Origin of the sequence: Paraburkholderia panacisoli, from assembly GCF_008369935.1 — a bacterium.
GTDB lineage: Bacteria > Pseudomonadota > Gammaproteobacteria > Burkholderiales > Burkholderiaceae > Paraburkholderia > Paraburkholderia panacisoli.
Genome location: NZ_VTUZ01000007.1, coordinates 147,813 through 171,179 on the forward strand (window position 1 = coordinate 147,813; position 23,367 = coordinate 171,179).

The window sequence follows — 23,367 nt, forward strand, 5'->3', positions numbered from 1 at the left end:
CGGCAAAAACCGCGCGCTAGATCGGCTGCTTCTTCATCAACAGCTTCAGCAGCACCGGCAGCAGCAACAGCACCAGCGGCAACTGCACGATCAGCCCGGAGATGATCGCGATCGCGAGCGGCTGCTGCATCGCCGAGCCTTGCCCGAGCGCGAACGCCAGCGGCAACAGCGCGAGGATCGCGGCGATCGTCGTCATCGCGATCGGGCGCAGGCGATTGCGGCCGGCGCTGCGCAACGCTTCGTCGAACGGCATCTCCTCGTCGCGCACCAGCGCCTGCAACTCCGACACATAGAAGATCGCCACCTCGGTGACGATGCCGATGATCATCGTCATCCCCATCATCGCCGAGATGTTCAGCTCGATGCCGGTGACCCACAGGCCGATGAACACCGCGCCCGCCGCCAGCAATGGCATCGCCAGCACCGCCAGCGCGACGCGAAAGCGCTCGTACAGAAACAGCAGCAAGCCGAACACCAGCGCGATCGCGGCGCCGAACACGGTCAGCAAGCCCTTGAAGGCGATCTGCTGTTGCTGATACAAGCCGCCCAGTTCGTAGTAGACGCCGGTGGGCAGCAGCGTCCCGTCGCCGAGCGCCTTCTGCACGTCGGCGATGGTGGAGCCGAGATCGCGCCCATCGATACGCGCGGTCACCGCGACCATCCGCTTCAGGTTGTCGCGGCTGATCTCCGGCTGGCCCGTCACCGTCACCTGATCGGCGACGCGATTGAGCGCGAACAGATGCCCGTCCGGCGCGCGGATCTGTAACTGGCCCAGTTGCGTATCCGTCAGCTTTAGCGCGCCGTCCACCCGCACGCGCACGCCGATCGTTTTCGGTCCGCTCTGGAACTGCGTCGCCACATTGCCTTCGACCATGTCGGACACGGCCTGCGCGATCGCTTGCGGGTCCATGCCCTCGGCGGCCGCCGCCGCAGGCAGGATGTGCAGTTCGAGCGCGTCGCCGGCGGGGTTGATGCCGTCGTTCACATCCACCACGCCCTGAATCTTGCCGATCCGCGCGGCAACCTTGCGCGCGGTCGCGTCGAGCGTGTTCGCGTCGTCGGAGAAGATCTTGATCTGCACGGGTTGCGGCACTGCCGTCAGGTCGCCGATCAGGTCCTCCATCAACTGCGCGAGTTCGACGCTCACGCCGGGCACCTGCGCCTCGACCTGAGAGCGGATTTCTTCCATCACCGTGTCGATCGGCTCGCGCTGGCCGGACTTCAGCCGCACGAAGAAGTCGCCCTTGTTGGGCTCGTTCAGATCGCCGCCGAGACCCGCGCCGGTGCGGCGCGAATAGGTCGACACATTCGGATTCGCGCGGATGATGCTCTCGATCTGCTTCATCAGCCGGTCGGTTTCGGTCACGGAGGTGCCCGGTTCGGTGTGGTAATCGAGCACGAAGCCGCCTTCGTCCATGCTCGGCATGAAGCCACTGCCCACCCGGGTGAAAGCGAACGCGGCCACCAGGATCAGCGGCACGACGCCGAGCAGCACGAGCACGGGCTTCGCGGTGACGCGCTCGACCAGCGTCGCGTAACGCCGGTTCAGAAACGCGGCGAAGCGGGTGTCCGCGTGTTCCTCGGCGTCTTTCGGTTTGAGCCAGCGGTCGCACAGGATCGGCACCGCGAGCCACGTGACGAGAAAGGAAATGAACAGCGCGCTGGCCATCGTCACCGAGAGCGCCTTGAAAAACGCACCCGTCACGCCCGACAGAAACGCGAGCGGCACGAAGATGATCAGCGTGGCCGCCGAGGAGCCCGCCAGCGGCCGCGTGAATTCGAGCGCCGCCGCCATCACGCGGCCGTGAAACGCGCGCGCGCCGGCTTCGCGCATGCGCCGCACGATGTGCTCGATCATCACGATCGCGTCGTCGATCACGAGGCCGACCGCGGCCGCCATGCCGCCGAGCGTCATGATGTTAAAGCCCATGCCGAACACGTCGAGCAGCAGGATCGTCGCGGCCATCACCACCGGCACCAGCGCGACGGCGATCGCGGTGATCTTCCAGTTGCGCAGGAACACGAACAGCGTGAGCGCCGCCAGCACCACGCCGATCATGATCGCGTCGCGCACGCTGGTGGCCGACGCGATCACCAGTTCGCTCTGGTCGTACCAGTTCGACAGATGCACGCCCGGCGGCATCTGACGCTGGAAGTCGGCCAGCTTCGCGCGAATTGCCTTCGCCATCGCGACGCTGTTCGCGCCGGGCTGCTGGAAGACGTTGAGCAGCACGGCATCCTGGCCGTCGGCGGTGACGCGCATCCATTGCGGCACGACGCCCTGGCGGACCGTCGCGACATCGCCCAGACGGATCTGCGTCGCGCCGTTGGCGGACACCACCACGTCGCGCAATTCGTCGAGCTGCGTGATGGTGGTGTTGGTGATCACGAGGTACAGCTTGTCGTGGTCCTCGATGCGGCCGTTGGCCATCAGCACGTTGTGCGCACCGATCGCCTTCGACACGTCGGCGAGCGACAGCTTGTACGCGGCGAGACGCGCGGGGTCGACCGCGACTTCGAATTCGTCCTGCGCGCCGCCGGTCACTTCGACCCGCGCGACGCCTTCCACCGACGACAGCAAGGGCCGCATCTGGAACTGCGCGAGATCGTGCAGCGCGGACAGCGACTGCCGCGTCGACGTGAGGCTGTACGCGAGCACCGGAAACACCGTCGGGTCCATGCGCCGCACCTGCATCGAGGTGCCCGGCGGCAGCGTCGCGAGAATCTCGCTGATGGCCGACTGCGCTTGCAACGTGGCTTGCGCCATGTCGGTGCCCCAGTCGAAGTTCAGCGAAATTTCCGCCGCGCCGCGGCTGGTCCTCGACTCCACGTCGCGCACGTTCGGCACGCGGCGCAGCGCTTCTTCGACCGGCATCGTGACGAGCGTGGCCATCTGTTCGGCGGGGCGGTCGCCCGCGTCGAGCGAGACCACCGCGCGCGGAAACGCGACGTTCGGGAACAGCGAGATCGGCAGACGGAACGCGGTCAATGCGCCCGCGATCGCCAGCAGCGCGATCACGAACAGCAGCGAGCGGCGATGCGCCTGCATCCATTGACCGAAATTCATCGCGGTGCGCCTCCGCCGGTTCGCACCGCCATGCCGTCCTTCAGTTCATAGTTGCCGCTGGTCACGAGCCCCTGGGCGGCATCGAGCGGACCGTCCACGCCATAGCGCTCGCCGTTCTCGATCCGGATGCTCACGGCGACGCGGCGCGCCTTGTTCTGCGCCGTGATCTGAAAGACGTAAGCGCCTTGGTCGTCCTTCAGCACGGCCGCGCGCGGCACGACCCAATGCGTGCCGCTGCGGGTCGCGATCTCGGCGCGCACGCGCGTGCCCGGAATGAACGCGCTCTGGCCGAGCGGCACGTTCGCGCCGACGTCCACCAACTGGCTCTGCTGATTGACGGCCGCGCCGACCAGCACCACGCGCCCGTTGACCGGCGTGTTCGCGAGCGCGGTCGACAGGCCGCGCAGCGTGACGCTGTCGCCCGCGTGAATCGCGCCCGCGTCCGACGGTTCGACGCCGAGCATCACGTTGGCGCGCGCGTCCTTTGCATTGCCGCCGGCCAGTTGCAGGATCGCCGCGCCGGCCTGCACCTGGTCGCCCTGAGCCGCCGACAGTTGCAGCACCACGCCGTCGAGCGGCGCGGTCACGACCTTGTTGCCGCTCGCGACGCCGGTCTGATTCTGCGCGGCGAGCGCCTGCTGCGCGTCGTCGGCGGCCTTGCGGGCGGTCGCGAGTTGCGACTGCGTGGCGAGCCCCTTGTCGTACAGCGACTGCGTGCGCGCCAGTTCGCCTTGCGCGAGCGTCATCGCGCTCTTCGCCTGGGTCGCGGCGAGCACGGCGGCGGGATCGGCCTGCACCACGAAGAGCGGCGTGCCGCGCGTGACGGTCTGTCCGGACTGCACGCGCATCTGCACGATGCGCGCGACGTAGGGCAGATTGATGGTAGTGAGATTGGCGGCGGACGCGGCGACGATGCCGAAGCCGCGCACCGGTTGCGCGATCTCGGCACGCTGCACGCGTACTGTCTGGACGGATACGACGGGCTGGCTGGCGGTTTCGTCAGCAGAGCTGGCCGCGCCGGCAGCATGGGCCACGCTCACGGCATGGAGCGCCACGCACAGCAGCGCGGCGCAGGCGAGCGCGGTCGCCACGGCGGCGACGCGCGGCCGCGAGGTTGGAAGCGGGCTATTTCGCATGAGTATCGATGAAGGTCTGAGCGGAAGAGAAAGCGTCGGGAATCGCGCTGCCCAGCAGCGCCTGCAAGCCGACGCGCTGCTCGGCGAGCGACTCGCGCAGCGTCGCCACGTCGACGCGTTTGGCGAGCGCGGCGCTTTGCGCGTCGGTGTACGCGCCGAGCGCGAGGTTGTGTTCGGCGTAGGCAGCGGCCGCATGCTGGGCAGCGAGGTCGACATCGGGCAGCGCGGCTTCGGTCTGCTGCAATTGCCGCGAGAGGATCGCCTGGTCCGCGCGCATCTGCGCGACGTCCGCGTAGGCCTGGTTCAGGCGCGTCTGATATTCGTCGCGCAGCCGCTGGCGGGTGGCTTTTTCGATCGCGACATTGCCCTGGTTGCGGTTGAAGATCGGCAGGCTCAGGTTGATCTGGAAGCCGCTGGTGTAGATGTTCGAGGTGTCGCGCGCGCGCACGAAGCCCACCGACAGGCTCGGAAACTGGCTCAGAATCGCCGCGCGATATTTCTGCTCCTGCGCTTCGTAGCCCGCCTGCAACGCGATCAGATCGGGGCGGCGTTGCGCGAGTTTGGCGAGCGCGGTGTCGAGCGTGGGGTCGGTCAGCGGTGCGAGGTCTTCGCTGCCGCTCAGTTGCAACTGGACTTCGGGCGCAAGGCCGAGCAACGCGTTCAGATCGTGATGCGTCTGCTGCGCGGCGCGCGCGGCATCGGTATATTGCTTGCGCGCGTCGCTGTACGCGGTGAGCGCGGCGGTCAGCGTGTCGTCGGTGAGGTTGCCGTCGCGGCGCGCTTCGGCCATCCGTTCGTAGCGCGTGCGCGCGAGATCGCGCTGTTGTTGCAGCAACGGCAGCGTGTCCTGCTGAAAGCGCGTCTTGATGAACAACTGCCGTGCCTGCGCGACCACCTGCCATTCCTGCCAGAGCAGGCCGAGATCGGTCTTCGCGACGGTCGCGTCGGCGTACTGTTTGTTCGCGCTGCGCAGCACGATCGCCATCACGTCGATGCTCAGGCCATAATTGAACGCGCGCGTTGTGCCGGCGGCGCCGGGGTAATCGCTCGACAGGCTCAGTTGCGGGTCGGGCAGCAACCCCGCCGAGTAGGCCTGCGCGCGGGCGATGCCGAGATCGTCGCGGGCCAGCTTGAGGTCGGGATTATTGGCCACCGCGAGCATCGCGACTTCGTCGATGTCGAGCCCGTCGGACGGATCGAAACGATGCGCGGCCAGCTCGGGCAGCGGCATGCGCGACGCGTCGATCTGGATGCGTTCGAGCGAATCGGCGGAAGTGGACGTGTCGCGCGGCGCGAGCGGCTCGCGGTGATACCAGGTGCAGCCGCCCAGCAGCAGCGCGCCGACGGTCACGAGCGCGCGCAGCCGCAACGAGCGGCGGGCGGCCTCTGAAGCGCGCGTTGGCGCGGGCGCGCACGCTTTGCAAACCGCTGGGAAAGCTGCCGCGGCGGCATCGAAAACGGGCAAAATCCGGCTCCTGAATCAAGATGAAGAGTTGCTGCACCACGGGCGGATGCGGCGAAAGTGGGGCGAGTTTGCGGAGGAAGCGCTTAAGTCACGCTTAAGTTTGATTTCAGCGGACGGTCGGCGTCGCTTGCGATCCCTTGAGCGTCAGGCAGCCGTCAGACCGCCTTAAGGAAGCCATAAGCAAGCGTTAAGCTGTCGGCCCGGACAATGTGCGGTCCAAACTGGACGGAGAAGAGGGCATGCGCCTGCTACTGGTCGAAGACGACGAGATGATTGCGGAAACCGTGCTGGGCGCGATGCGCCGGTCCGGCTACGCGATCGATTGGGCCGCCGATGGCCGCGCGGCCGAGCTGTCGCTCGGGAACGGCGTGTACGACCTCGTGCTGCTCGATCTCGGCTTGCCGAGGAAGGACGGCATCGAAGTGCTCAACGCGTATCGTAAGAACGGCGGCGCCGCGCCGGTCATCATCCTGACCGCTCGCGACGCCGTCGACGAACGGATTCGCGGTCTCGACGCCGGCGCCGACGACTACCTGATCAAGCCGTTCGATCTCGACGAACTGGCCGCGCGCGTGCGCGCGCTGCTGCGCCGGCGCACCGGCCAGAAGCAGCCGGTGTACGCCCACGGGGAACTCACGCTCGACCCCGCCGCGCACGAAGTCACCAAGGACGGCGCGCCGCTGCCGCTCGTGCCGCGCGAGTTCGCGCTGCTGCAGGCGCTGATCGAAGAGCCCACGCGCGTGTTCACCAAGGCCGAGCTCGAAGAGAAGCTATACGGCTGGGGCGAGGAAGTGGGCAGCAACACGATCGAGGTCCACGTGCACAGCTTGCGGCGCAAGATCGGCGCGGAGCAGGTGGTGACCGTGCGCGGCGTGGGCTACCGTCTGAAGAGGTGCTGATGACGTCGATTCGCCGCTGGCTGCTGGGCTGGCTGATCTTCGGCATGGCGGCGGCGGCGGCCGTGGCTGCGTTCGGCATCTTCCATACGGCGCGCGAGGAAGCCAGCGAACTGTTCGACTATGAACTGCGCACGGTCGCGTTGTCGTTGCCGTCGAACCTGACCGGCATGGGCGACGGCGAACATCGCGACCCCGACCTCGGCGGCCTTGCCGACGACCGCATCGTCATCGACATCTGGGACCGCGCCGGCGAGCTGATCTATCACTCGATGCAGGCGCCGGTGCTGGCGCGCTTGCCGGAGGGCTTCAACACGGTCGAGCGCGGCGAGTATCACTGGCGTACGTTCGGGGTGGACCAGAAAGACCGTTATGTGCAGGTGGCGCAACCCGTCTCGGTGCGCGAGGACCTCGCGCTGAAGCTGGCGCTGCACACGCTGTGGCCGCTGGCCCTGCTGGTGCCGGTGACGATCCTGCTGGTGCTGCTGGTGGTCGCGCGCGGGCTCGGACCGATCGGCGGCCTCTCGCGCGCGCTGTCGACCCGCTCGATCGACTCGCTCGAGCCGCTGCGCCTGGACGGCAGCGTGCCGGTCGAAATCAAGCCGCTGGTGCAGGCGCTGAACGATCTGCTGCAACGGCTGCACACGGCCTCGCAGGCGCAGCGCACGTTCATCGCCGATGCCGCGCACGAGTTGCGCTCGCCGCTCGCCGCGCTGAAGCTGCAACTGCAGGCCGCCTCGCGCGACGGCTCGCTAAAGGGCGAGGGGCAGACGCTCGAGCGCGTCGAGGGGCGCGTGAACCGGATCATTCACCTAGTGCAGCAGTTGTTGACGCTGGCGCGCGAAGACGCGCATCCGGTCACGTCGATGGCGCCGGTGAGTCTACGGCGGATCGGCGAGCAGGCGGTGGGCGATCTGTCGCTGCTGGCGGAGATGAAGGAGATCGATCTCGGCCTCGAATGCGAAGGCGCGCGCACGCCCAACGACGCCTACATGGTGCTGGCCGAACCGCATGGGATGAGCGTTCTGTTAGGAAATCTGATCAATAATTCGATCCGGCAGACGCCGCGCGGCGGTCGCGTCGACGTGATCCTCAAGCGCGCCGGCGAGCGGGTCGGTTTCGAGGTCGTCGATAGCGGCTCGGGCATCCCGGAGGCCGAACTGGAACGCGTGTTCGACCGCTTCTATCGCGGCGAGGAAGCGCGCGGCGAGGGCAGCGGGCTCGGTCTCGCGATCGTGTCGCGGATCGCCGAGCGGCATCAGCTTGACCTTTCGCTGCGCAATAACGAGGGGCGGCCCGGCTTGTGCGTCGCGGTGTCCGGTTTGAAGGCGCTCGATGCCGAGGCGCCCGTGCCGGTTAGAACCTGACGCCGTTGCGGGCGGGTTTGCGGGGGGCAGGGCATTGCGTGCCCCCTTCGCTTCGATGCAATGGTCGCCACGGGCTACATTCGTTGATTCAGACAGTGCGGCTGCAGGCGGGATTTGTCTGCGGATTATCAAGCGCGCAGGCGCGGCGCAGCGGGCCGCAACACCGTCTGACGGCGCCGCGCGGCGCGGCGTCATAGCGGCATGCGAATCCGGGCATGCAGCGTTGTCATGAGCGCGTTTCCACACGCTGCTACAATCCTGTCTTTCTCCACCGATTGTGCGCTATGGGTTTCGAACAACTCGCTGAACTGAAGAAGCAACTGGCCGCTGCACGCGCCGAAGCTGCGCCTGCCGCCAAGTCCGGTGCCAGACCGGCATCCAAGTCTGCTTCAAAGCCTGCATCCAAGGCTGGTTCCAGGCCGGGCGCGAAGCCTGCCCGCAACAATGGCGCGCCACGCCGCGATGCGCCGGCGGCCGCCGCGCAAGCCCGGCCGGCGGCAGATGCCCGGCCGGCGGCGGATGCCAGGCCGGTGGACCCGGTCGTCAAGTCGATCGGGCGTCTGCAGAAGCGCTTTCCGATCGCGTTCCCGAAGAACCCCGCGCCCAAGCTGCCGTTGAAGATCGGCATCTTCGAAGACCTCGTTGCGCACGGGAAGGAGCTGTCGCTGAGCGAAGCCGAACTGCGCGACGCGATCAAGACGTGGTGCCGTGGCAGCCGCTACTGGAAGTGTCTCGTCGAAGGCGCGGCGCGAGTCGACCTGACGGGCGCCGAGGCGGGCAAGGTCACCGCGCAGGAAGCGGCGGGCGCGCAGCGCCTGCAAGCGCACCGCGCGAGCAAGAGCGCGCCGAAGGCGGCGGCAGTGGCAGCGGATGCGCCGGCGGCGGCCGAAGCGCCGGTGCCAGCAGCCGATGCAGCCGACGCCGCGGCAAGCGCGCCGGACGAATCCGCCAGCAAGCCGCAGGCCAGTTCGACGGAACCGTCCGCGAACACCGCGGCGGTTGCGGAACCGGCAGCGTCGCCGGCCACTCCGGCAGCCTGACGTCCCCGCCACCCCGCTACGGGGTGCCGCTTTGCCGCTCCGCAGCCGTCAGCCGGCTGCGCACGAAGCCGACGTGTTCGCGCAGCACGTAGAACGCATCGGCATAAGCGAGCGGCATGCGCAGCCGATTCAACGACGCCTCGATCTCATCCAGTTGCGCGAAGAGCTGCTTGCGCTCTTCGCCGGTGGAATGGGCGAGCGCGTCGCGTTCGATCGCAATCAGCGAACCGTAATATCGATAGATCCGCGAACGTATCCGCCAGCGATAAAGCGCGGGAATCAGGCGCATGGTCGGAAAGAGCAGCACGGCCACGGGCAGCAACAGCACGAGCGTGCGGTCGCCGATGCTCGCCAGCCAGAACGGCAGTGTCCGGTAGAGAAAACTCTTGCCGGTCTTGTAGTAGCGCTGCGCGTCCTCGCTGATCTGATATTCGTGAGCGACCGGATTCGGAAACTGCCCCGCGTGCTGCAGCAGACCCGGCATGCCGTGCACTTCCTGCGCCGCTTCGATCAGCAGATCGGAGATCGCCGGATGCAGGTTGGTGCGCGCGACCAGTTCAACCGTGGGGCTGATCAGATGCACCGTTTCGGGCGGAATCCTGTGCTTCAGATCCAGCACGCCAGGCGGCAGATCGATCCGGTCCAAGTACGGAAAGAGGCGCGTATAGGCGCTGGCTTCCTCGAAATTGATCACCGAGATGCCGGGCACCCTGAGTAGACGCAGCATCAGACCACGCGTGGCCGAGTCGCCGCTCAGAATCGCCGCGTCCACCTCGCCCGCGACCAGTTGGGTGGCGGCCTGCAGCCCGTCGCTCGGGACCAGCACCGTGTTGCCGCCCGGCTCGATGTCGTTCGCGTCCAGCAGCTTGAGCGCGAGCCGGCGCGTGCCGCTGCCTTCGCGGCCAATGGCGATCCGCTTGCCTTCCAGTTGTGAAAGCTGGGTCACGCCCGTGCCACGGTAAAACACCACCACCGGCACATAGAAAACGCTGCCGAGGGACATCAGCGACGAGGTGTCGAGTCCGTCGGCGAGACCGCCTTGAACCAGCGCGATATCGACGTGCTGCTTCGGGTCCAGCAGACGCTGCAGATTCTGCTCCGAACCGTCGGACTCCAGCACGTTCAGCCGGATGCCATTGCGCGCGAGGATTTTCTTGTACTGGTTCGCGGTGATGAGAAACGAGCTGTCGCGCGGACCGGCGCTCATCGTGATGGCTTTAGGCGGCGCCGGATCGACCATCCATATGAGCAGCATAAGCACCAGCACCACGAGCATGGCCACGATGACATATGGCAGCGTGTGATCGCGCCATTCGGCATGCGTATGGTCGCCGGGGAATTGCGGGGGACGCTGACGCCGCGCTTTCATGGGGACTCCGTGCCGCAAGCCGGGATGCTGCATTGTCTACTGTACGCGGCGGGTTTGTCGTCGGCAGTTTGCTCTATTGACCCGGCAGGGCAAAGTGATCGCTGTGTGGCTTCGCAAGTCCATGCGCCGCATCGCCCGTACACATCTGACTGGCATGCGTGAATGAGCGTGGCATAATCCGCCACAGCTTCTCATCGCATCGACGGGCGCATCTTGAGTCGTTTCCAGCGGAAGATCGGCAGTTGGCTAGGATTGTTCGCGATCCTGATGGCCACGCTCGCGCCGACGATTTCGCATACGCTCGCCGCGCGCGCGGTTCACGACGCGATGTCGGAAGAGCATTGCTCGATGGCGTCGATGGACGGCATGTCATCAATGCCGGACGAAGCGGCGCAGACACCCGCCGCGCCCGACGATTCCACGGGCAAGCACGCGCAGATGTCCGACGGCGACGCCTGCGGCTATTGCAGCCTGCTGGCCCATCTGCCCGCCGTGCCGAGCGTCGAGGCGCTATTTCTCGTCGCCGTCTGGACCCGCGAGCACACCGTCGCGGCCCGCTTCGAGAGCGTGCGCCGCGTCGAACCGCTCACCTTCGCGCAGCCTCGCGCGCCACCCTTCGCATCCTGATTCGAGTCACCGCGGCGCGACGCGTTGAACCGCGTCGCGCCTGCCGCCGCGTGCGCATTCGAGCGTGCGCGCCGGCATCGTCACGACCCATCAAACAGGATGAACCATGCCAACCTCACCAACGCGCAGCGGCCGGCCGCTGCGCGCAGCGCCGCTCGTCGCGGCCGCCGCGAGCCTCGTGCTCTGCACGCCGTCGCTCGTCAGTGCGCACGCGATTGCGGGCAACCGCGTCTTCCCGTCGACGATGGCGGTCGACGACCCCGGTGTCGGCGACGAAGCCAATTTCGAGTACGGCCATCAGCGCGTGCCCGGCGATGACGGCGACCAGAGCATCAACACCTTCAGCTTCGAATACGACAAACTGATCACTCCCCGCCTCGCGGTGTCCGTCGACGGCAGCTATGCGATGCAAAGCAATCCGAGGGCGCGCGGCTTCGACAATTTCGGTGTCGGCCTGAAGTACCTGCTGTACGTCAACGACGCGCACGAATTCATGACCTCGATCGGCGTGAACGCGGAACTCGGCGGCACCGGCAGCCGCGCCATCGCCGATAATTTTTCGACGATCTCGCCGACCGTGTTCGTCGGCAAGGGCATGGGCGATCTGCCGGACTCGCTCGTCTATCTGCGGCCCGTTGCGATCACCGCTGAAGCGGGCCCCGCGCTGACCACCGGCGCGGGCCAACCGAACGCATTCAACTACGGTTTCACGGTGCAATACAGCCTGCCGTATCTGCAGCAGCACGTGCACGAGGCCGGTCTGCCGCAGCCGTTCGCGAACCTGATTCCGCTGGTGGAGATTCCGCTATCAAGGAGTCAGGGGCAGACGACCGGTACGGTCAATCCGGGCTTCATCTGGATCAACCGCTATGGGCAGTTCGGTGTCGAGGCGCAAATACCGATTAATCGTGCGAGCGGCTCGCACGTCGGCATTCTGGTGCAGGCGCATATTTTCTTCGACGATGTTGCCCCGACCACGATCGGCAAACCGCTGTTTCAGTAAAGCAGGAGAGAGATGATGAACAACGTGCTGGCCAGATCTGGAAGTATCGGCTTGCGCGCGGCCGCGAAACTGACGGCGCTTGCCGCCGGTCTCGCGCTCGCGAGCGCAGCCTTCGCACATGTGTTTCCACAGAAGCAGGAGCCGGGCGCGGGCAAGACGGTGGCGTCGCCGCCGCAAGTGCGCGTGATCTTCGACGGGCCGCTCGAACCGGCATTCAGTTCGCTGACGGTGACCGACGCGAGCGGCAAACAGGTCACCACGCAAAAGGCTTTGGTCGACCCGCATGAGCCCACCACGATGACTGTGCCGTTGCCGTCGCTCGCGGCCGGTCACTATACGGTGCATTGGGTGGCAGTGGCTTCGGACGGGCATCGCACACATGGCGATTATGGGTTCGATGTGAAGTAGCGTGAGGCCGTAGGGGTTGTTGTGTGAGCCGCGCTCGCCGAAGTTTGGGTGTGCTCGAGGGGGCGGTTCGCAGCGGTGCCTGACCGAACGGCACCGCCCTTGTACTTGCCGAAGGGCATGTCGCGGGTCACGAGAAGTTGCGGGTGTTCGGGGTTCGTTGCGTATCGGGTTTTCATGGCGCCGATCTCTCGACAGGCGCGCCAATGATGCCTGACTCGCTGGGTATCTGCGTCGCGCGGTCTCGTGAGCCGGGTTCGTCGTCGCTGCCTGGACGCCGCCGTGGGACGACTGCCGCGATCCGGGCCGCGTGCTGCAGATTGCCTACCGGCCCATACCCGACGAGCGCTAACTGGATAGTCGTGGCAGGCGTTGTTTGCTTATCAATGTCAGGCGCTGAATCTCGCGCCTCATTCTGCCAAGATAAGCTTGGGTTGCAACGCGTTGCACTTCCAGTTGGGTAACATCCTTGCGTACCTGACGTTCCCGGGCGGTAATGGATCTCGCCTGCGCCGATTCTTCCCGCAGGTTTTCGCGCAAACGCTCGAACTCGGCTTCCGATTGGGCAACAAGCCGCGCCAGACGTCTGTTTTCCGCTTCGAGCTGTACACAGCGTGCCACGCTTGCGGCCAGACGCTTCACCTGCTGCTCGAAGCCGAGAAAGACGCTTTCGGCGGAAGCGAGGTCGATGGTCTTCAGCGCGCGGGATAGTGCGGTATCCTGATGGAGTGTCACATAGTACGTCAGCTCGTTCTCGTCAAAGAACAGGTTGGCTGAATAGTCAAAACACTGCAGTAGTCGGAAGGAAGTGAGTGCCTTCATCTCGATCAGCTGGCTGATCGCCGCCATGTCCCCGGACTCCACGTTCCGGCCTTTTCTGTTCGGCGTGACGCTAACTGGAGACAGGGCGGGTAAGATTCGAGCGGGTTCGACTGTCGACGGCAGTGCAGAAAGAGAGGCGGTTTCGCCGTCTTCTGGCCCGGATGGCTCTGTACGCGTGGGAGAGCTGTCGTCGTCGTGCGCTACCGGCAAGCTTTCCGGCGAATCATGGTCAAACCATGTGCTACATAGTTCCAGGATACTTTTCATGACATTTCTTTAATGCGGGGTCCCGCTACGGTGCGCCACCGCTATTGCCACCTTCTCACTTGACGCTGTCGCCGCTTCCGTCCACAGGGACGTGTTGGTCTTCCTCGCGCGCTGCATTCGATGCAGCGGCCGCGTCAAGGCCAGACGTGCCCGTTGCACGCAACAAATGCGCAGGTGATATGGGGTGGGATTTGACCTGTCCTTTCCAGAACGACGAAAGCAATCGCAAGCGCCACGACAACAAGCGACACAACGGACAGGATGCATTTCAGGCGTGACCGTGGCCGGACGGGCTCGACCCTCTGTTCCGGGGCAGGCGCCGTCATTGGCTGCGCGGCCGCCGGTTCCGCGCGGAGTGCCTCGACATCCTTGATCAGTTCCGACAACACGCGCAGCTTCTTGCCCAAAACCGTTCGTTCGACATGGACACGCTTTAGCTCACCCTCAAGCGCGGTAGCGTGCGACTCCAGCGAACTCGCGTCTTCTTTCAGCCGTGAGAGCATGGATAGAACTTCGTCTGCTGTTTCGGTCGAAGAATGCGGATCGCGGTTCCAGCCTCCAGCGAGCGGGGCCATGTATTTCATCTCGTATGGATTGCTCATTCCTCACTCAGCATGGTGAAGTTGCCGGCGAGTTGCCGGAGGATGCGCCATGAGGCGATGGCGGAAAACGGGTTCTGGTATTGCCCAACATTACAGATCACTGCCTGATCTCTCGGAGAAAAACGTTAGATTCACGTGCGACACGCCCATGTTCTGCAAGGGCGGCACTCTTCGGTTGCGACGATCATTGGAGCGACATGGCTCCTTTGCCATCAAGGATCGCGGTGAATTGTATGCAGGCAGGAGATTCTTCACCATTAGACAAGTCTCAGTCGCGGATACTCTGTGCTTCGCGGCCAGGGCAATCTATATGAACGTGGCTTTGCTCGGAAGGGGTCCGAGTTTCCCTAAAGCTGCCGCAACTATCCATTTTTGATGGAAACCGGCCTGCCGAATGAATTCCACCGGTTGATGATGTTGGCGATGACCACGCCTTCGCGTTCCTGCGACGTAATCTTTTGCGTCAGCAGGGTGGCGCCAATGGCTGCGTGAGAGCCCCGCGGTCGAAATAGTTCGTGAGCTTACGGATCGGAATATAGGGCATGTCATCACGGTCGAACCGAACGTGGTGGCGTTGCCGGCCGGTCTCGATAACAAATGCGAGCTTGGCCGGCTGACCGACGCGGTGAGCCGTGCCGATATTGTGGTTATTCTCGTCGACCACCTACCTTTCAGGCGTCTCGATCCGCTGCGCTTCCACGACAAGATCGTGATTGACACGCGTGGGCTGCTATCGCAAGTGCAACCGGTTAATTGAGAAGCCGGATGTCTACGAGCAATCCGACGAGCAGTAGCGCAGCCAGGGGACCGGCGCCGGTGCCGAATGCGGGTTCCGGCCTCGGCCGGAATTTTGCCGCGATGGTTATCTGGCAGTTAGGCAACTATCTGGCGCCACTGGCCACATTTCCCTATCTCACACGCGTGCTTGGACCTGCACAGTTCGGTTTGCTGGCGTATGTGAATGCGATGGCGGTCTACGGTACGGTATTGACCGAATGGGGTTTCAACCTGAGCGGTCCGCGAGCGGTCATAGAATGCCGCGACTGCCCTGAAGCACTAAACGAACTGATCTGGTCGACTATCAGCGCCAAGGGTTGTCTGTGTCTGATCTCGATTGCCGTTCTTCTGATAGTGCTTCATTTTGATCGGCAAGCAGCTTTGGCAACGCACGCAGTTCTGTTGTCGTGGCTGGTCGTGATCGGCAATGTGATCACATTGAACTGGTTGCTGCAGGGGCTTGAGCGGTTTTCCCTCTTCGCCACGGTATCGCTTGCAGGGCGTTTCATTACGCTGCCTCTAATCTTCGTGTTCGTGAAAAGCGCTAACGATGTCGCCGTGGCTGTGGCGATTCAGGCCGCGGCACCGCTGCTGACGGGTTTGCTCTCGCTCGGTATCGTATGCCGACTAGGCTTGCTGCATCGGCCCCGCACATCATGGCGCCGAATTTGGCTACGGGTCAAGCAGGGCGCTGACGCGTTTGTGTCAACCGCTTCGGTCAGCCTGTTTAGTGCCACGAATGCAATCATCCTCGGTTCGTTTGCCGGTTCTTATCAGGTTGGGATCTATTCTGCTGCCGACAGACTGAAGACGGTTGGCAACATGGTTCCTGCCCAGATCAACACAGTTCTTTACCCACGTGTTTCTGCGCTCGTTGCGAAGCGCGATCCGGCCTCGGGGCGGGCTGCGGCCAGGCTGACGATGGTGGGAGCCATCGCAACGATCGCGACGACAGGCGCGGGTGCCGCAGTGTTCGTCGGCCTGGCTGGTCCGCTCACGACTATCGTGCTGGGTGGTTCATACCATGGCTCGGCCGCGGTGCTGACCTTGCTTTGTATGGCGACCGTGTTCGGGAATCTCGCGTACTTCCTCGGATTGCAAGTGCTGGTCCCCTTTGAGGCCAGATGGCGGCGCTCTCGTGTGATGCTGTAAGGCGGCGTATTGAATGTCGCGTTAGCCTTCGCCCTGGTCCCATCTTTTGGCGCCGAGGGCGCCGCCTCGGCGTTCCTGATTGCAGAGGCCGCGATTCTGGCCGCCTACCTCGTTGCGATCGTGGGCACATTGCCGTTGCGGTCCCATTTCACGCAATTGCTGAATCGTTAAGTGTTCGCCAATGTTTGACATATACGTGATTTCATTGAGTTCGTCAGAGCGACGCGAATCGATCGCGAAGGTTTTGACGGAGCGGGTGGCGGCATTTCGTTTCGAGGATGCGGTCGATGGCCGCGAACTCACGGACGCCCAGGTTGATGACATTTACGACGAAGAGGCGGCCAGGGATCGCTACGGTCGACCGTTGACTCGTGGCGAATTGGGTTGTTTCATGAGTCACCGGTCCGCCTGGCGAAGGATCGCGGAATCGGGGCGCTCTGCCGTAGTCATCGAAGACGACGCGCTTCTGGAAGCTGTCTTTTTTGAACGTGTGTTGACTGCTTCCGAGGCGCTGCTCGCATCTGCAGCCGATATCGTGCTCCTTGGACGTTCGAAGTTGTGCCGCGCAAGCGCGGCACGGGCCTATCTTCAGGAACCGTTGAAGCGCTCACGAATGATCGATGGCCTGATCGTCGGCGTTCCGTTCAAGCAATGGACTAGCGGTTCGGTTGCATACTGGATTGCTCACGACGGCGCTCGCAAGGCGCTTGCCCATACTGAAGGCGCGATCGGTGCATTGCTCGACGACTGGCCGTGGCATCGCAGCCATGGAAGCCTGCGCGTTGCGGAGCTGCGCCCATATGCCGCGTGGGAAGCTTTTGAAACGATGCAGAGCTCTCTTGAATCAGCGCGAAGCGGGTATGGGCGCCCACGCTCTGCGTCGCATGCGGCAGCGGTTTGGCCGTTGCGTCACATGCGTACGGTAGTTCGCTGGATGATGGTGCTCGCTTTCACTGTGACAGGATCGCGCGGCAGGATGTTTAAATCGTGAACAGTTCATCACCGCCTTACTCTTTGCCGCTGCGAATTCCGGCATCAAATGCTTCCGCATCACCCTCGGTGGCATTCGTCTGGACGCTGGTTTTACTGGGCTTTGTGTTATCTCCAGTTGCTGACTTCCTGTCGGCGAAGCGTCGCACGGTGCGCTCTCGACCAGCGGAAGCGATGCACGCTTCTCGCTATTCTTGCGTGGGGCGATCGTGTTCGGCCTGATTGGAGCGATGCTGATAGGCGGGAAGATACGGTGGTCCGGGTTGTATCTGTCGCTGCTGATCTTTATGGCGATCCTGTCGTCGGGTGTGGTGTATGCATTCGACATTGCGTCGGGCCCCGAATTCCGCGAACAGTCGATCTTCGTGCTGAAAGTATTTTCGTTTTTTGTCTATTTCGGGGCGCTGTCGGAACTTGGCGACCGGAGACTCGCGAAGCTCGAGTGGTTTGTCAGGCTTGCCTTGTTTGCCTACGGAATCTGCATCGTTGCGGGCGCTGCGCTGTCGATCGAAATGTTCCGTAGCTATCAGGCTGACACGCATATCCGATCGGGTTACAAGGGTATCGTCTATGCACAGAACGAGGCGTCAGCGTTGGTAACCGTCGGTCTGGGTTTCGCGTATCTAGGGGTCTTGCGATCCGGTTGGCGGATGCGCGAGATTCTGCTCGCCGGCAGCCTCCTGGCAGCGTCGATGCTTATCGGTACAAAAGGCGCGGTGGTCGGCGCACTCGGTGTGACCTGTGCGTATTTCTACGCGCGTCACAACGCGTTCAGGGCGACCGCACGCGCGGCGTTGGTGCTGGGGACGCTGGCAGCCCTGGCGATTCTGGCCTATGTGGCGATACCAAACATACAGCAGGCGGTCGATCTCACCCTGAACTACTTCGAGTACCAGGGTGGTCGCGTTAGCAGCGACAGACTGCTGACTATTTTGTTGTCTGGCCGCAACCTGAAGTTCGCTAATGTCTGGGACGGCGTCGCGCAGCGGAACTACATTGCGCTGCTTACCGGCGGGTATCCCGTCACGCGCTATATGGTTGAAATCGACATTCCCGATCTGGTGCTCACTCTGGGACTGCCGGCTTTCGTCGTCTACTTCATGGCGTTGCGCGGCGCGTTTGTTTATAGCGGGAAACCGTGTTCCACGACACGCTTTGGCAAACTGTTCTTCTACCTGATCGTGGGAGTGGCGGCGACCGCCGGGCACGTGTTCGGCTCGGCTCTTGTAGCACCGTTTCTCGCTGTCATTGCTGTGATCGTAAAGCGCTACGCGTCGTCTGGTAGCCAACAGGGCAATCTCGATGTGGTCTGATGAAACGTTGTCGCAGCGCTCCTCCTTCAAGCGGGTGGTGCGTGTTCTGCACGTCGGTCCCGGGCGGGGACAGCTTGGTGGGATTGCATCGATGATGGGCGAACTCGAAAACCTCCAGGCACGGTTTCGAAGGGCCAATATCGTATTTTCCTTCTTCGAAACGCACGGGTTTCAAAGCGCCCGGAATCTGCTTGGATTTGCGTTGCTTGATCTGCCCCGATTCATACTGGTATTAATGCGAGATGTGGATATCGTTCATCTGCACGTATCTGTACGAGGGTCGTTCTATCGGAAATTCGTGTTCAGTCTACTTGCGAAGTTGACCGGCAGGAAAACCATCTTTCATCTGCATGCGGGAAATTTTGATCGATTTGAATCGCGGGCAGGGAAATTGACGCGACTATCGATTTCACGTTTCGTTCAAGGAGCGGATGCCGCCGTAGCCGTGTCCGTCACGATTGGCCAGGAATTAATCCGTCTTGGTGTGGACCCTGCGAAGTTATACGTGATCGGTAACACAGCGGGTTCGGCAGAGTTCGTCAAGGACGCGGGCTTGCCGACACTAAAAAATGACGGGGGCTATCTTGCCTTTGCCGGGCGTCTGGTGGAAGCGAAGGGAATTGGGGATCTGTTGAAAGCGCTCGCTTTGCTCAGAGCAGCGGGGTGCGTTATATCGCTGAAACTGGCTGGCGATGGAGATGTGCACCATTGGCAGCGGATGGCATGTGATTTCCAGGTTGATGATCTCGTGACCTTCGCGGGATGGTTGGACAGTGACGCGAAGCTGGAGTTCTATCGCAATGCGCGAGTCTTCTGCATGCCCAGTCACTACGAATCGTTTGGAATTTCGACACTCGAGGCGATGTTTTCGGGTGTGCCGGTCATCGGTACGCGACTCGGCGGATTTCTCGATCTGGTGGAGGAGGGGGTGACGGGCTACCTGGTCGAACCTTCGAGTCCGCAGGCCCTGGCTGCGCGCATTCGTCGTTTGATGGAGGATCCGGAACTGGCGGAACGGATGGGGAAAGCCGGACTCGCGCGGGCACGACAGTGTTATTCAACTGAAGCGCTCAGCAACCTATATGTCCGTTGCTATCGCGACGTAGTGGCGCATTAGTGCAAACGCATGGATGACAGATTCAAACGATGGTACGGATGCCTCGCGGTGGGCGCGCTATTGATTGCGCAATTGCCCGTGTGGGCTCAGGAATCAATTTCGCTCCCGCATAGCGATTTGGGAATGCCCAGTCCGGCGGATTCGTATCAGGCGGTCTATGTCGAGGACTGGCAGGGCGGCCTCGATGCGCGCATCGGTGTTCAGGCGAACCTTGGCGGCATCGCCATAGTGGACGATCCGGTCTTTCGCGGAGGCAAGGTCGTTCGGGCGAGTATCAGCCGCGATGAGAACTTCTCTCATATCGCCAATGGCGCGCCGCGAGCAGAGTTGCTGTTTCCAACGCCTGTCAGCTTTGCACAAGGCCAGGACTACCTGATTCGCTGGAGCACGTTTCTTCCTTCCAGCTTCGAATTTGACGACAAACAACTCGTGATTGTTACGCAGATTCATCAAGGAATACTTGCCGGCTCGCCCACCATCGCGCTCACGCTGCTCGGAAGCCGGTATGCGATCTCTGAGCGGGGCGGACTGCATCCGGAACGGGTCTCAGCCGCGAAATGGATTTGCTGCGCAGACATCGATCGGGGCAAGTGGGTCCACTGGACCTTGCGTTACGTTCCCGACGATTCGGGGAAGAAAGCTTTGACGGAGTTATGGAAGGACGGTGTTTCCGTCTTCACGAGTAAAGGTGCACCGAACTCGTACCTCAACGATCAGCATGCCTATCTAAAGATCGGGATGTATAAGTCCGGCTGGAATTCCCGACAATCGAACGTCACACGGATCCAGGTTTTCTTTGGGCCAGTCGACGTGTCAAGACGCTCATTGTTGCCTGCTATCGGTGGGGATCAGGCACAGGCTGATACTGTCCGCAGAGAAGGGGGTGAGGCAAGCCAGCAGAACCATGTCGAGAAGAACAATGAAACGTATTGAATTATTTTCCTGCCCTTTGGACGTCGCATCGATGGATGAAACGGTCGGATGGATATTGAATCGCATTGCTACCAGGCAGTTTACCCAGCACGTCGTAGTCAACGTCGCCAAGCTTGTCAACATGCAATCGGATCCCGAACTGGCTGCGTCCGTCAGAGATTGCGATATCGTCAATATCGACGGTATGGGGGTCGTGTGGACGGCACGTTTGCTCGGACACGAAGTGCCTGACCGCATCGCCGGTGTTGATCTGTTCGAACGCCTGCTCGCGGACGCCGCGCAGAGAGGCTTCCCGGTCTTTCTCCTTGGCGCGACTGACGCGGTAGTCAAAACTGTGGCAGCGCGGTGTGCGAGTCGCTATCCAGATCTCCTGCTTGCAGGCCATCATCACGGCTACTTTTGGGATGACGAGTCCGCAGTGGTCGACAGGATTCGTGCTTCGGGAAGCCCGTCTTCTATTCGTCGCAATTACGTCGCCGAAGAAGGAGAACTTCATTAATCGCTGGAAGGGACAGCTTGGAGTGGACTTTGTCATGGGCGTCGGCGGTACATTCGATGTCGTTGCTGGTAAGGTGCGCCGTGCGCCTCGCTGGATGCAGCGCAGCGGACTCGAATGGGCCTATCGCGTCGCACAGGAACCCCGGCGGATGTGGAGGCGCTATTTCGTAACGAATAACAGGTTCGCGCTGATGCTTCTAAAGGCGTGTATCGGTTCGATGTTCCAACGCACTGCAGGTGGTCAGGGCCAATAAGACGTCATACCTGACGTGTGCTGTGACAGGTTCAGCGTGCCGCGCGTTCTCATTTGAAGAGATGAGCGGAGTCTTGTGTGCTGCAGCGAAACAGTAGTACGTGGCGCGATGGCGTCGGGCCGGCCATCTTTAAAAAGCGGTTCCGTACCATCGAGTGGTTGTCCGCCTGGGAAGACAAGTCGGTTGCTGCTTCGCTTCGATCGCCTCAGTCAGTTGCACTACGCGTTCACCCCCCCCCCGCCTATACGATGATCCGTCTGTGGCACTACTGCCGGCGCTGATGTCCCAGGCGAGGGCTGCGTTTGCTTTCTGGCGCACTGCGCCGTGATTCTGCTCGTCCGTTGCCTGGCGAAGACCCGCTCGTACGGCGTCAATCATTTCATTGGCCGCCTTGCTACACCTCATTCCATAAATCCTTCGCGGTCCTCATTGAATGTTAATGACCCTTCGTGCGATTGCCTGGTTTTGCTTCGTAATAGGCGGAAATAATCTGACTAGTCATATATGCCAGACCGGTAACGACTGCCATCATTGACGCGAAATCGAAAATTAACTTAAGCGTGATTTTCTCGACCTTGATCGGATTCGCAACCCACGTGAAATCCGGATGATTCATCTGAACGCCAGCGATTTCTCCGCAGTGCTGTAGCGGTCGCGCGATTGAGAGGAGAGAATTCCAAGCTTAACCGGTTTCAGTGAGGGCAGGGCAACTGCGCCCTGAATTCCTTATTTAATCAACGTATGATAATCGCATAATAGGACTACGGATGAAATTCAATCGCTCTGGAGTGATCGCTGCGGCAGTTGCAATGATCGCGGCCTTGCCGATGGCCTCGCACGCTGCCGACGGCACGATCACCTTCAACGGCTCCATCACCGCCCAGACGTGCAACATCAGCGGTAATGGGTCAGGCGCGGCGGACTTCTCAGTGACGCTGCCGAATGTATCCGTATCGGCGCTGACCCCCGTAGGCCAGCCCGCTGGCCGCACGCCGTTCAACATCATGCTGACGGGCTGCACGCCTAATACGGGCAACGTTCACACGTACTTCGAAGCGGGTCCGACGACCGACGCCACCACAGGCAACCTGGTGTTGAACGCGGGCGGCGCGACCAACGTCGAGATCGGCCTGCTGAACGGCTCGGACTTCTCCCCGATCAAGGTTGGTTTTGCCGATGCTTCGCAGAACTCCCAGTCGGTCGTCATCTCCGGCGGCACGGCAACGCTTCCGTACTACGCCCAGTACGTGTCAACGGGCGTTCCGACTGCTGGAGCGGCCAATTCGAGCGTGATGTACACGCTCGCCTATGAGTAATTAGTTTTAGAGCTGTGTCGCGGAGCGAACCCATGGTCGCTCCGCGTTTTCCCGCTTTTCCGCACTTACCGACCCGCCATTACATGAAACAAACGATCAGGACTCTTCTGGTTTCCGGTGTGCTCGCGCTGGGATTTGCGAGTGCGCTGCAGGCGCAGGCTTCCGTTGTCATTGCCGGTACGCGGGTCATCTACAACGCCGACGATACCGAGCAAACCATCAAGCTGACCAACGACGGCAAATCGCCGGCTTTGACGCAGGTCTGGCTGGACAAGGGTGATCCGAAGGCGGCGCCCTCCGCCATCGATGTGCCCTTTACCATCAGCCCGCCGTTTGCTCGCGTCGACCCGGGCAAGGGACAGACCTTGCGCATTCTGTACACCGGCGAGCCGTTGCCGCAGGACAAGGAATCGGTATTCTGGCTCAACCTCCTTGAAATACCGCCCAAACCGGCTGCCAATGAAGTCGACGTCAACAAGCTGCAAATGGCGTTCCGCTCGCGCATCAAGATGTTTTTTCGTCCTGCAGGCCTGAAAGGCAGCGCAGGCGAAGCGCCTGCGCAGATTAGCTGGCATGTGGTCAAGACAGACATTGGCGCCGCACTCGAAGCCCACAATCCGACGCCTTACCACGTGTCGTTCACGGCGCTGGAATTGACAGGCGGCGGCAAGACCGCGAAGTTCGAAAACGGCGGCATGGTCGGGCCGGGTGAAACCCAGGACTTCCCGCTCTCGGGCGAAGTGTTCCAGGGCGCTGACGCCAAGGTACGTTATCACGCGATCAACGACTACGGCGGTCCTGCCGAAGGCGAGTCGGTGCTGAACGCAGCACCACAAGTGAAGTGATTCACTGGCAGTCGGTTCTTTCCGGCTGCCCATCTCTATCAAGCACTCTCCGCTGAAAATGCTGCGCGAAGCGGCAGGGGAGGAATTTTTCTGAAGCTTGGAGTCG

The 23,367-nt window shown here is 62.5% G+C and carries 23 protein-coding genes; 17 read left to right on the top strand and 6 right to left on the bottom strand.

The window, feature by feature from the left end; genetic code table 11:
* Window positions 1–16: 16 nt before the first annotated feature.
* From FVF58_RS12950 to FVF58_RS12960, 3 genes are read right to left on the bottom strand one after another with little or no spacing between them, the layout of a single operon-like run.
* On the bottom strand, window positions 17–3,067 hold the full coding sequence (locus tag FVF58_RS12950; RefSeq protein WP_149670294.1) for an efflux RND transporter permease subunit: 3,051 nt from the start codon (window positions 3,065–3,067) through the stop codon (window positions 17–19).
* Window positions 3,064–4,203 carry an efflux RND transporter periplasmic adaptor subunit gene (locus FVF58_RS12955; protein ID WP_149670295.1) on the bottom strand — a complete coding sequence of 380 codons (1,140 nt, stop codon included), beginning with the start codon at window positions 4,201–4,203 and terminating at the stop codon, window positions 3,064–3,066. Before FVF58_RS12955 ends, FVF58_RS12950 begins: the two co-directional genes overlap by 4 nt.
* Window positions 4,193–5,668: a TolC family protein gene (locus FVF58_RS12960; protein ID WP_149670296.1), complete on the bottom strand. Its 1,476-nt coding sequence runs from the start codon at window positions 5,666–5,668 to the stop codon at window positions 4,193–4,195. The genes FVF58_RS12955 and FVF58_RS12960 overlap by 11 nt, the downstream gene beginning before the upstream one ends.
* A gap of 239 nt (window positions 5,669–5,907) precedes the next feature.
* Here FVF58_RS12960 and FVF58_RS12965 point away from each other — a divergent pair, with 239 nt between their 5' ends.
* From FVF58_RS12965 to FVF58_RS12975, 3 genes are all read left to right on the top strand, one after another.
* Entirely contained in the window at window positions 5,908–6,567 is a 660-nt protein-coding gene (locus FVF58_RS12965) for a response regulator (RefSeq protein ID WP_149670297.1), read from the top strand.
* Window positions 6,567–7,931 carry a sensor histidine kinase gene (locus FVF58_RS12970; protein ID WP_149670298.1) on the top strand — a complete coding sequence of 455 codons (1,365 nt, stop codon included), beginning with the start codon at window positions 6,567–6,569 and terminating at the stop codon, window positions 7,929–7,931. The genes FVF58_RS12965 and FVF58_RS12970 overlap by 1 nt, the downstream gene beginning before the upstream one ends.
* A gap of 284 nt (window positions 7,932–8,215) precedes the next feature.
* Window positions 8,216–8,971, top strand: a complete 756-nt coding sequence (locus FVF58_RS12975) for a ProQ/FinO family protein (RefSeq protein WP_149670299.1) — start codon at window positions 8,216–8,218, stop codon at window positions 8,969–8,971.
* Between the two features lie 16 nt (window positions 8,972–8,987).
* On the opposite strand, the gene FVF58_RS12980 is transcribed toward FVF58_RS12975, so the two are convergent.
* Complete coding sequence (locus FVF58_RS12980) at window positions 8,988–10,340, bottom strand: TAXI family TRAP transporter solute-binding subunit (protein ID WP_149670300.1); 1,353 nt, start codon at window positions 10,338–10,340, stop codon at window positions 8,988–8,990.
* Between the two features lie 210 nt (window positions 10,341–10,550).
* Here FVF58_RS12980 and FVF58_RS12985 point away from each other — a divergent pair, with 210 nt between their 5' ends.
* The 3 genes from FVF58_RS12985 to FVF58_RS12995 all read left to right on the top strand — a co-directional run bounded on the left by FVF58_RS12985 (window position 10,551) and on the right by FVF58_RS12995 (window position 12,378).
* A complete protein-coding gene (locus tag FVF58_RS12985; protein ID WP_149670301.1) occupies window positions 10,551–10,967 on the top strand; it encodes a DUF2946 domain-containing protein in 417 nt (138 codons plus the stop codon).
* A 106-nt stretch (window positions 10,968–11,073) separates the two neighbouring features.
* Window positions 11,074–11,970 (top strand): hypothetical protein, encoded by an 897-nt coding sequence (locus tag FVF58_RS12990; RefSeq protein ID WP_149670302.1) that lies wholly within the window; start codon window positions 11,074–11,076, stop codon window positions 11,968–11,970.
* Window positions 11,971–11,985: 15 nt separating this feature from the next.
* Window positions 11,986–12,378, top strand: coding sequence for a copper resistance CopC family protein (locus tag FVF58_RS12995; RefSeq protein ID WP_149670303.1), 393 nt, complete (start codon window positions 11,986–11,988; stop codon window positions 12,376–12,378).
* Between the two features lie 345 nt (window positions 12,379–12,723).
* On the opposite strand, the gene FVF58_RS13000 is transcribed toward FVF58_RS12995, so the two are convergent.
* On the bottom strand, window positions 12,724–13,464 hold the full coding sequence (locus FVF58_RS13000) for a DUF2968 domain-containing protein (protein ID WP_149670304.1): 741 nt from the start codon (window positions 13,462–13,464) through the stop codon (window positions 12,724–12,726).
* Window positions 13,465–13,598: 134 nt separating this feature from the next.
* Entirely contained in the window at window positions 13,599–14,066 is a 468-nt protein-coding gene (locus FVF58_RS13005; RefSeq protein WP_149670305.1) for a hypothetical protein, read from the bottom strand.
* A 484-nt stretch (window positions 14,067–14,550) separates the two neighbouring features.
* Between FVF58_RS13005 and FVF58_RS13010 the strand changes: the two genes are divergently transcribed.
* The 11 genes from FVF58_RS13010 to FVF58_RS13055 all read left to right on the top strand — a co-directional run bounded on the left by FVF58_RS13010 (window position 14,551) and on the right by FVF58_RS13055 (window position 23,261).
* Window positions 14,551–14,823: a UDP binding domain-containing protein gene (locus FVF58_RS13010; protein WP_149670306.1), complete on the top strand. Its 273-nt coding sequence runs from the start codon at window positions 14,551–14,553 to the stop codon at window positions 14,821–14,823.
* Window positions 14,824–14,831: 8 nt separating this feature from the next.
* A complete protein-coding gene (locus FVF58_RS13015) occupies window positions 14,832–15,995 on the top strand; it encodes an oligosaccharide flippase family protein (RefSeq protein ID WP_246217039.1) in 1,164 nt (387 codons plus the stop codon).
* Window positions 15,996–16,004: 9 nt separating this feature from the next.
* On the top strand, window positions 16,005–16,166 hold the full coding sequence (locus FVF58_RS52660) for a polysaccharide biosynthesis C-terminal domain-containing protein (protein ID WP_246217040.1): 162 nt from the start codon (window positions 16,005–16,007) through the stop codon (window positions 16,164–16,166).
* A 10-nt stretch (window positions 16,167–16,176) separates the two neighbouring features.
* Entirely contained in the window at window positions 16,177–16,986 is an 810-nt protein-coding gene (locus tag FVF58_RS13020; protein ID WP_149670307.1) for a glycosyltransferase family 25 protein, read from the top strand.
* A 208-nt stretch (window positions 16,987–17,194) separates the two neighbouring features.
* The gene (locus FVF58_RS13025) at window positions 17,195–18,298 is read left to right on the top strand and encodes an O-antigen ligase family protein (RefSeq protein WP_149670308.1); all 1,104 of its coding nucleotides are present in this window, start codon (window positions 17,195–17,197) and stop codon (window positions 18,296–18,298) included.
* Window positions 18,288–19,415 (top strand): glycosyltransferase family 4 protein, encoded by a 1,128-nt coding sequence (locus tag FVF58_RS13030; RefSeq protein ID WP_149670309.1) that lies wholly within the window; start codon window positions 18,288–18,290, stop codon window positions 19,413–19,415. The genes FVF58_RS13025 and FVF58_RS13030 overlap by 11 nt, the downstream gene beginning before the upstream one ends.
* A gap of 9 nt (window positions 19,416–19,424) precedes the next feature.
* Window positions 19,425–20,348 carry a heparin lyase I family protein gene (locus FVF58_RS13035; RefSeq protein WP_246217041.1) on the top strand — a complete coding sequence of 308 codons (924 nt, stop codon included), beginning with the start codon at window positions 19,425–19,427 and terminating at the stop codon, window positions 20,346–20,348.
* Window positions 20,335–20,847 (top strand): WecB/TagA/CpsF family glycosyltransferase, encoded by a 513-nt coding sequence (locus tag FVF58_RS13040; protein WP_281291189.1) that lies wholly within the window; start codon window positions 20,335–20,337, stop codon window positions 20,845–20,847. The genes FVF58_RS13035 and FVF58_RS13040 overlap by 14 nt, the downstream gene beginning before the upstream one ends.
* Window positions 20,753–21,100, top strand: a complete 348-nt coding sequence (locus tag FVF58_RS54150) for a WecB/TagA/CpsF family glycosyltransferase (protein ID WP_281291190.1) — start codon at window positions 20,753–20,755, stop codon at window positions 21,098–21,100. The genes FVF58_RS13040 and FVF58_RS54150 overlap by 95 nt, the downstream gene beginning before the upstream one ends.
* A gap of 767 nt (window positions 21,101–21,867) precedes the next feature.
* Window positions 21,868–22,416 carry a fimbrial protein gene (locus FVF58_RS13050; RefSeq protein WP_149670310.1) on the top strand — a complete coding sequence of 183 codons (549 nt, stop codon included), beginning with the start codon at window positions 21,868–21,870 and terminating at the stop codon, window positions 22,414–22,416.
* 83 nt (window positions 22,417–22,499) lie between these two features.
* On the top strand, window positions 22,500–23,261 hold the full coding sequence (locus tag FVF58_RS13055) for a fimbrial biogenesis chaperone (RefSeq protein ID WP_149670450.1): 762 nt from the start codon (window positions 22,500–22,502) through the stop codon (window positions 23,259–23,261).
* Window positions 23,262–23,367 lie beyond the last annotated feature (106 nt).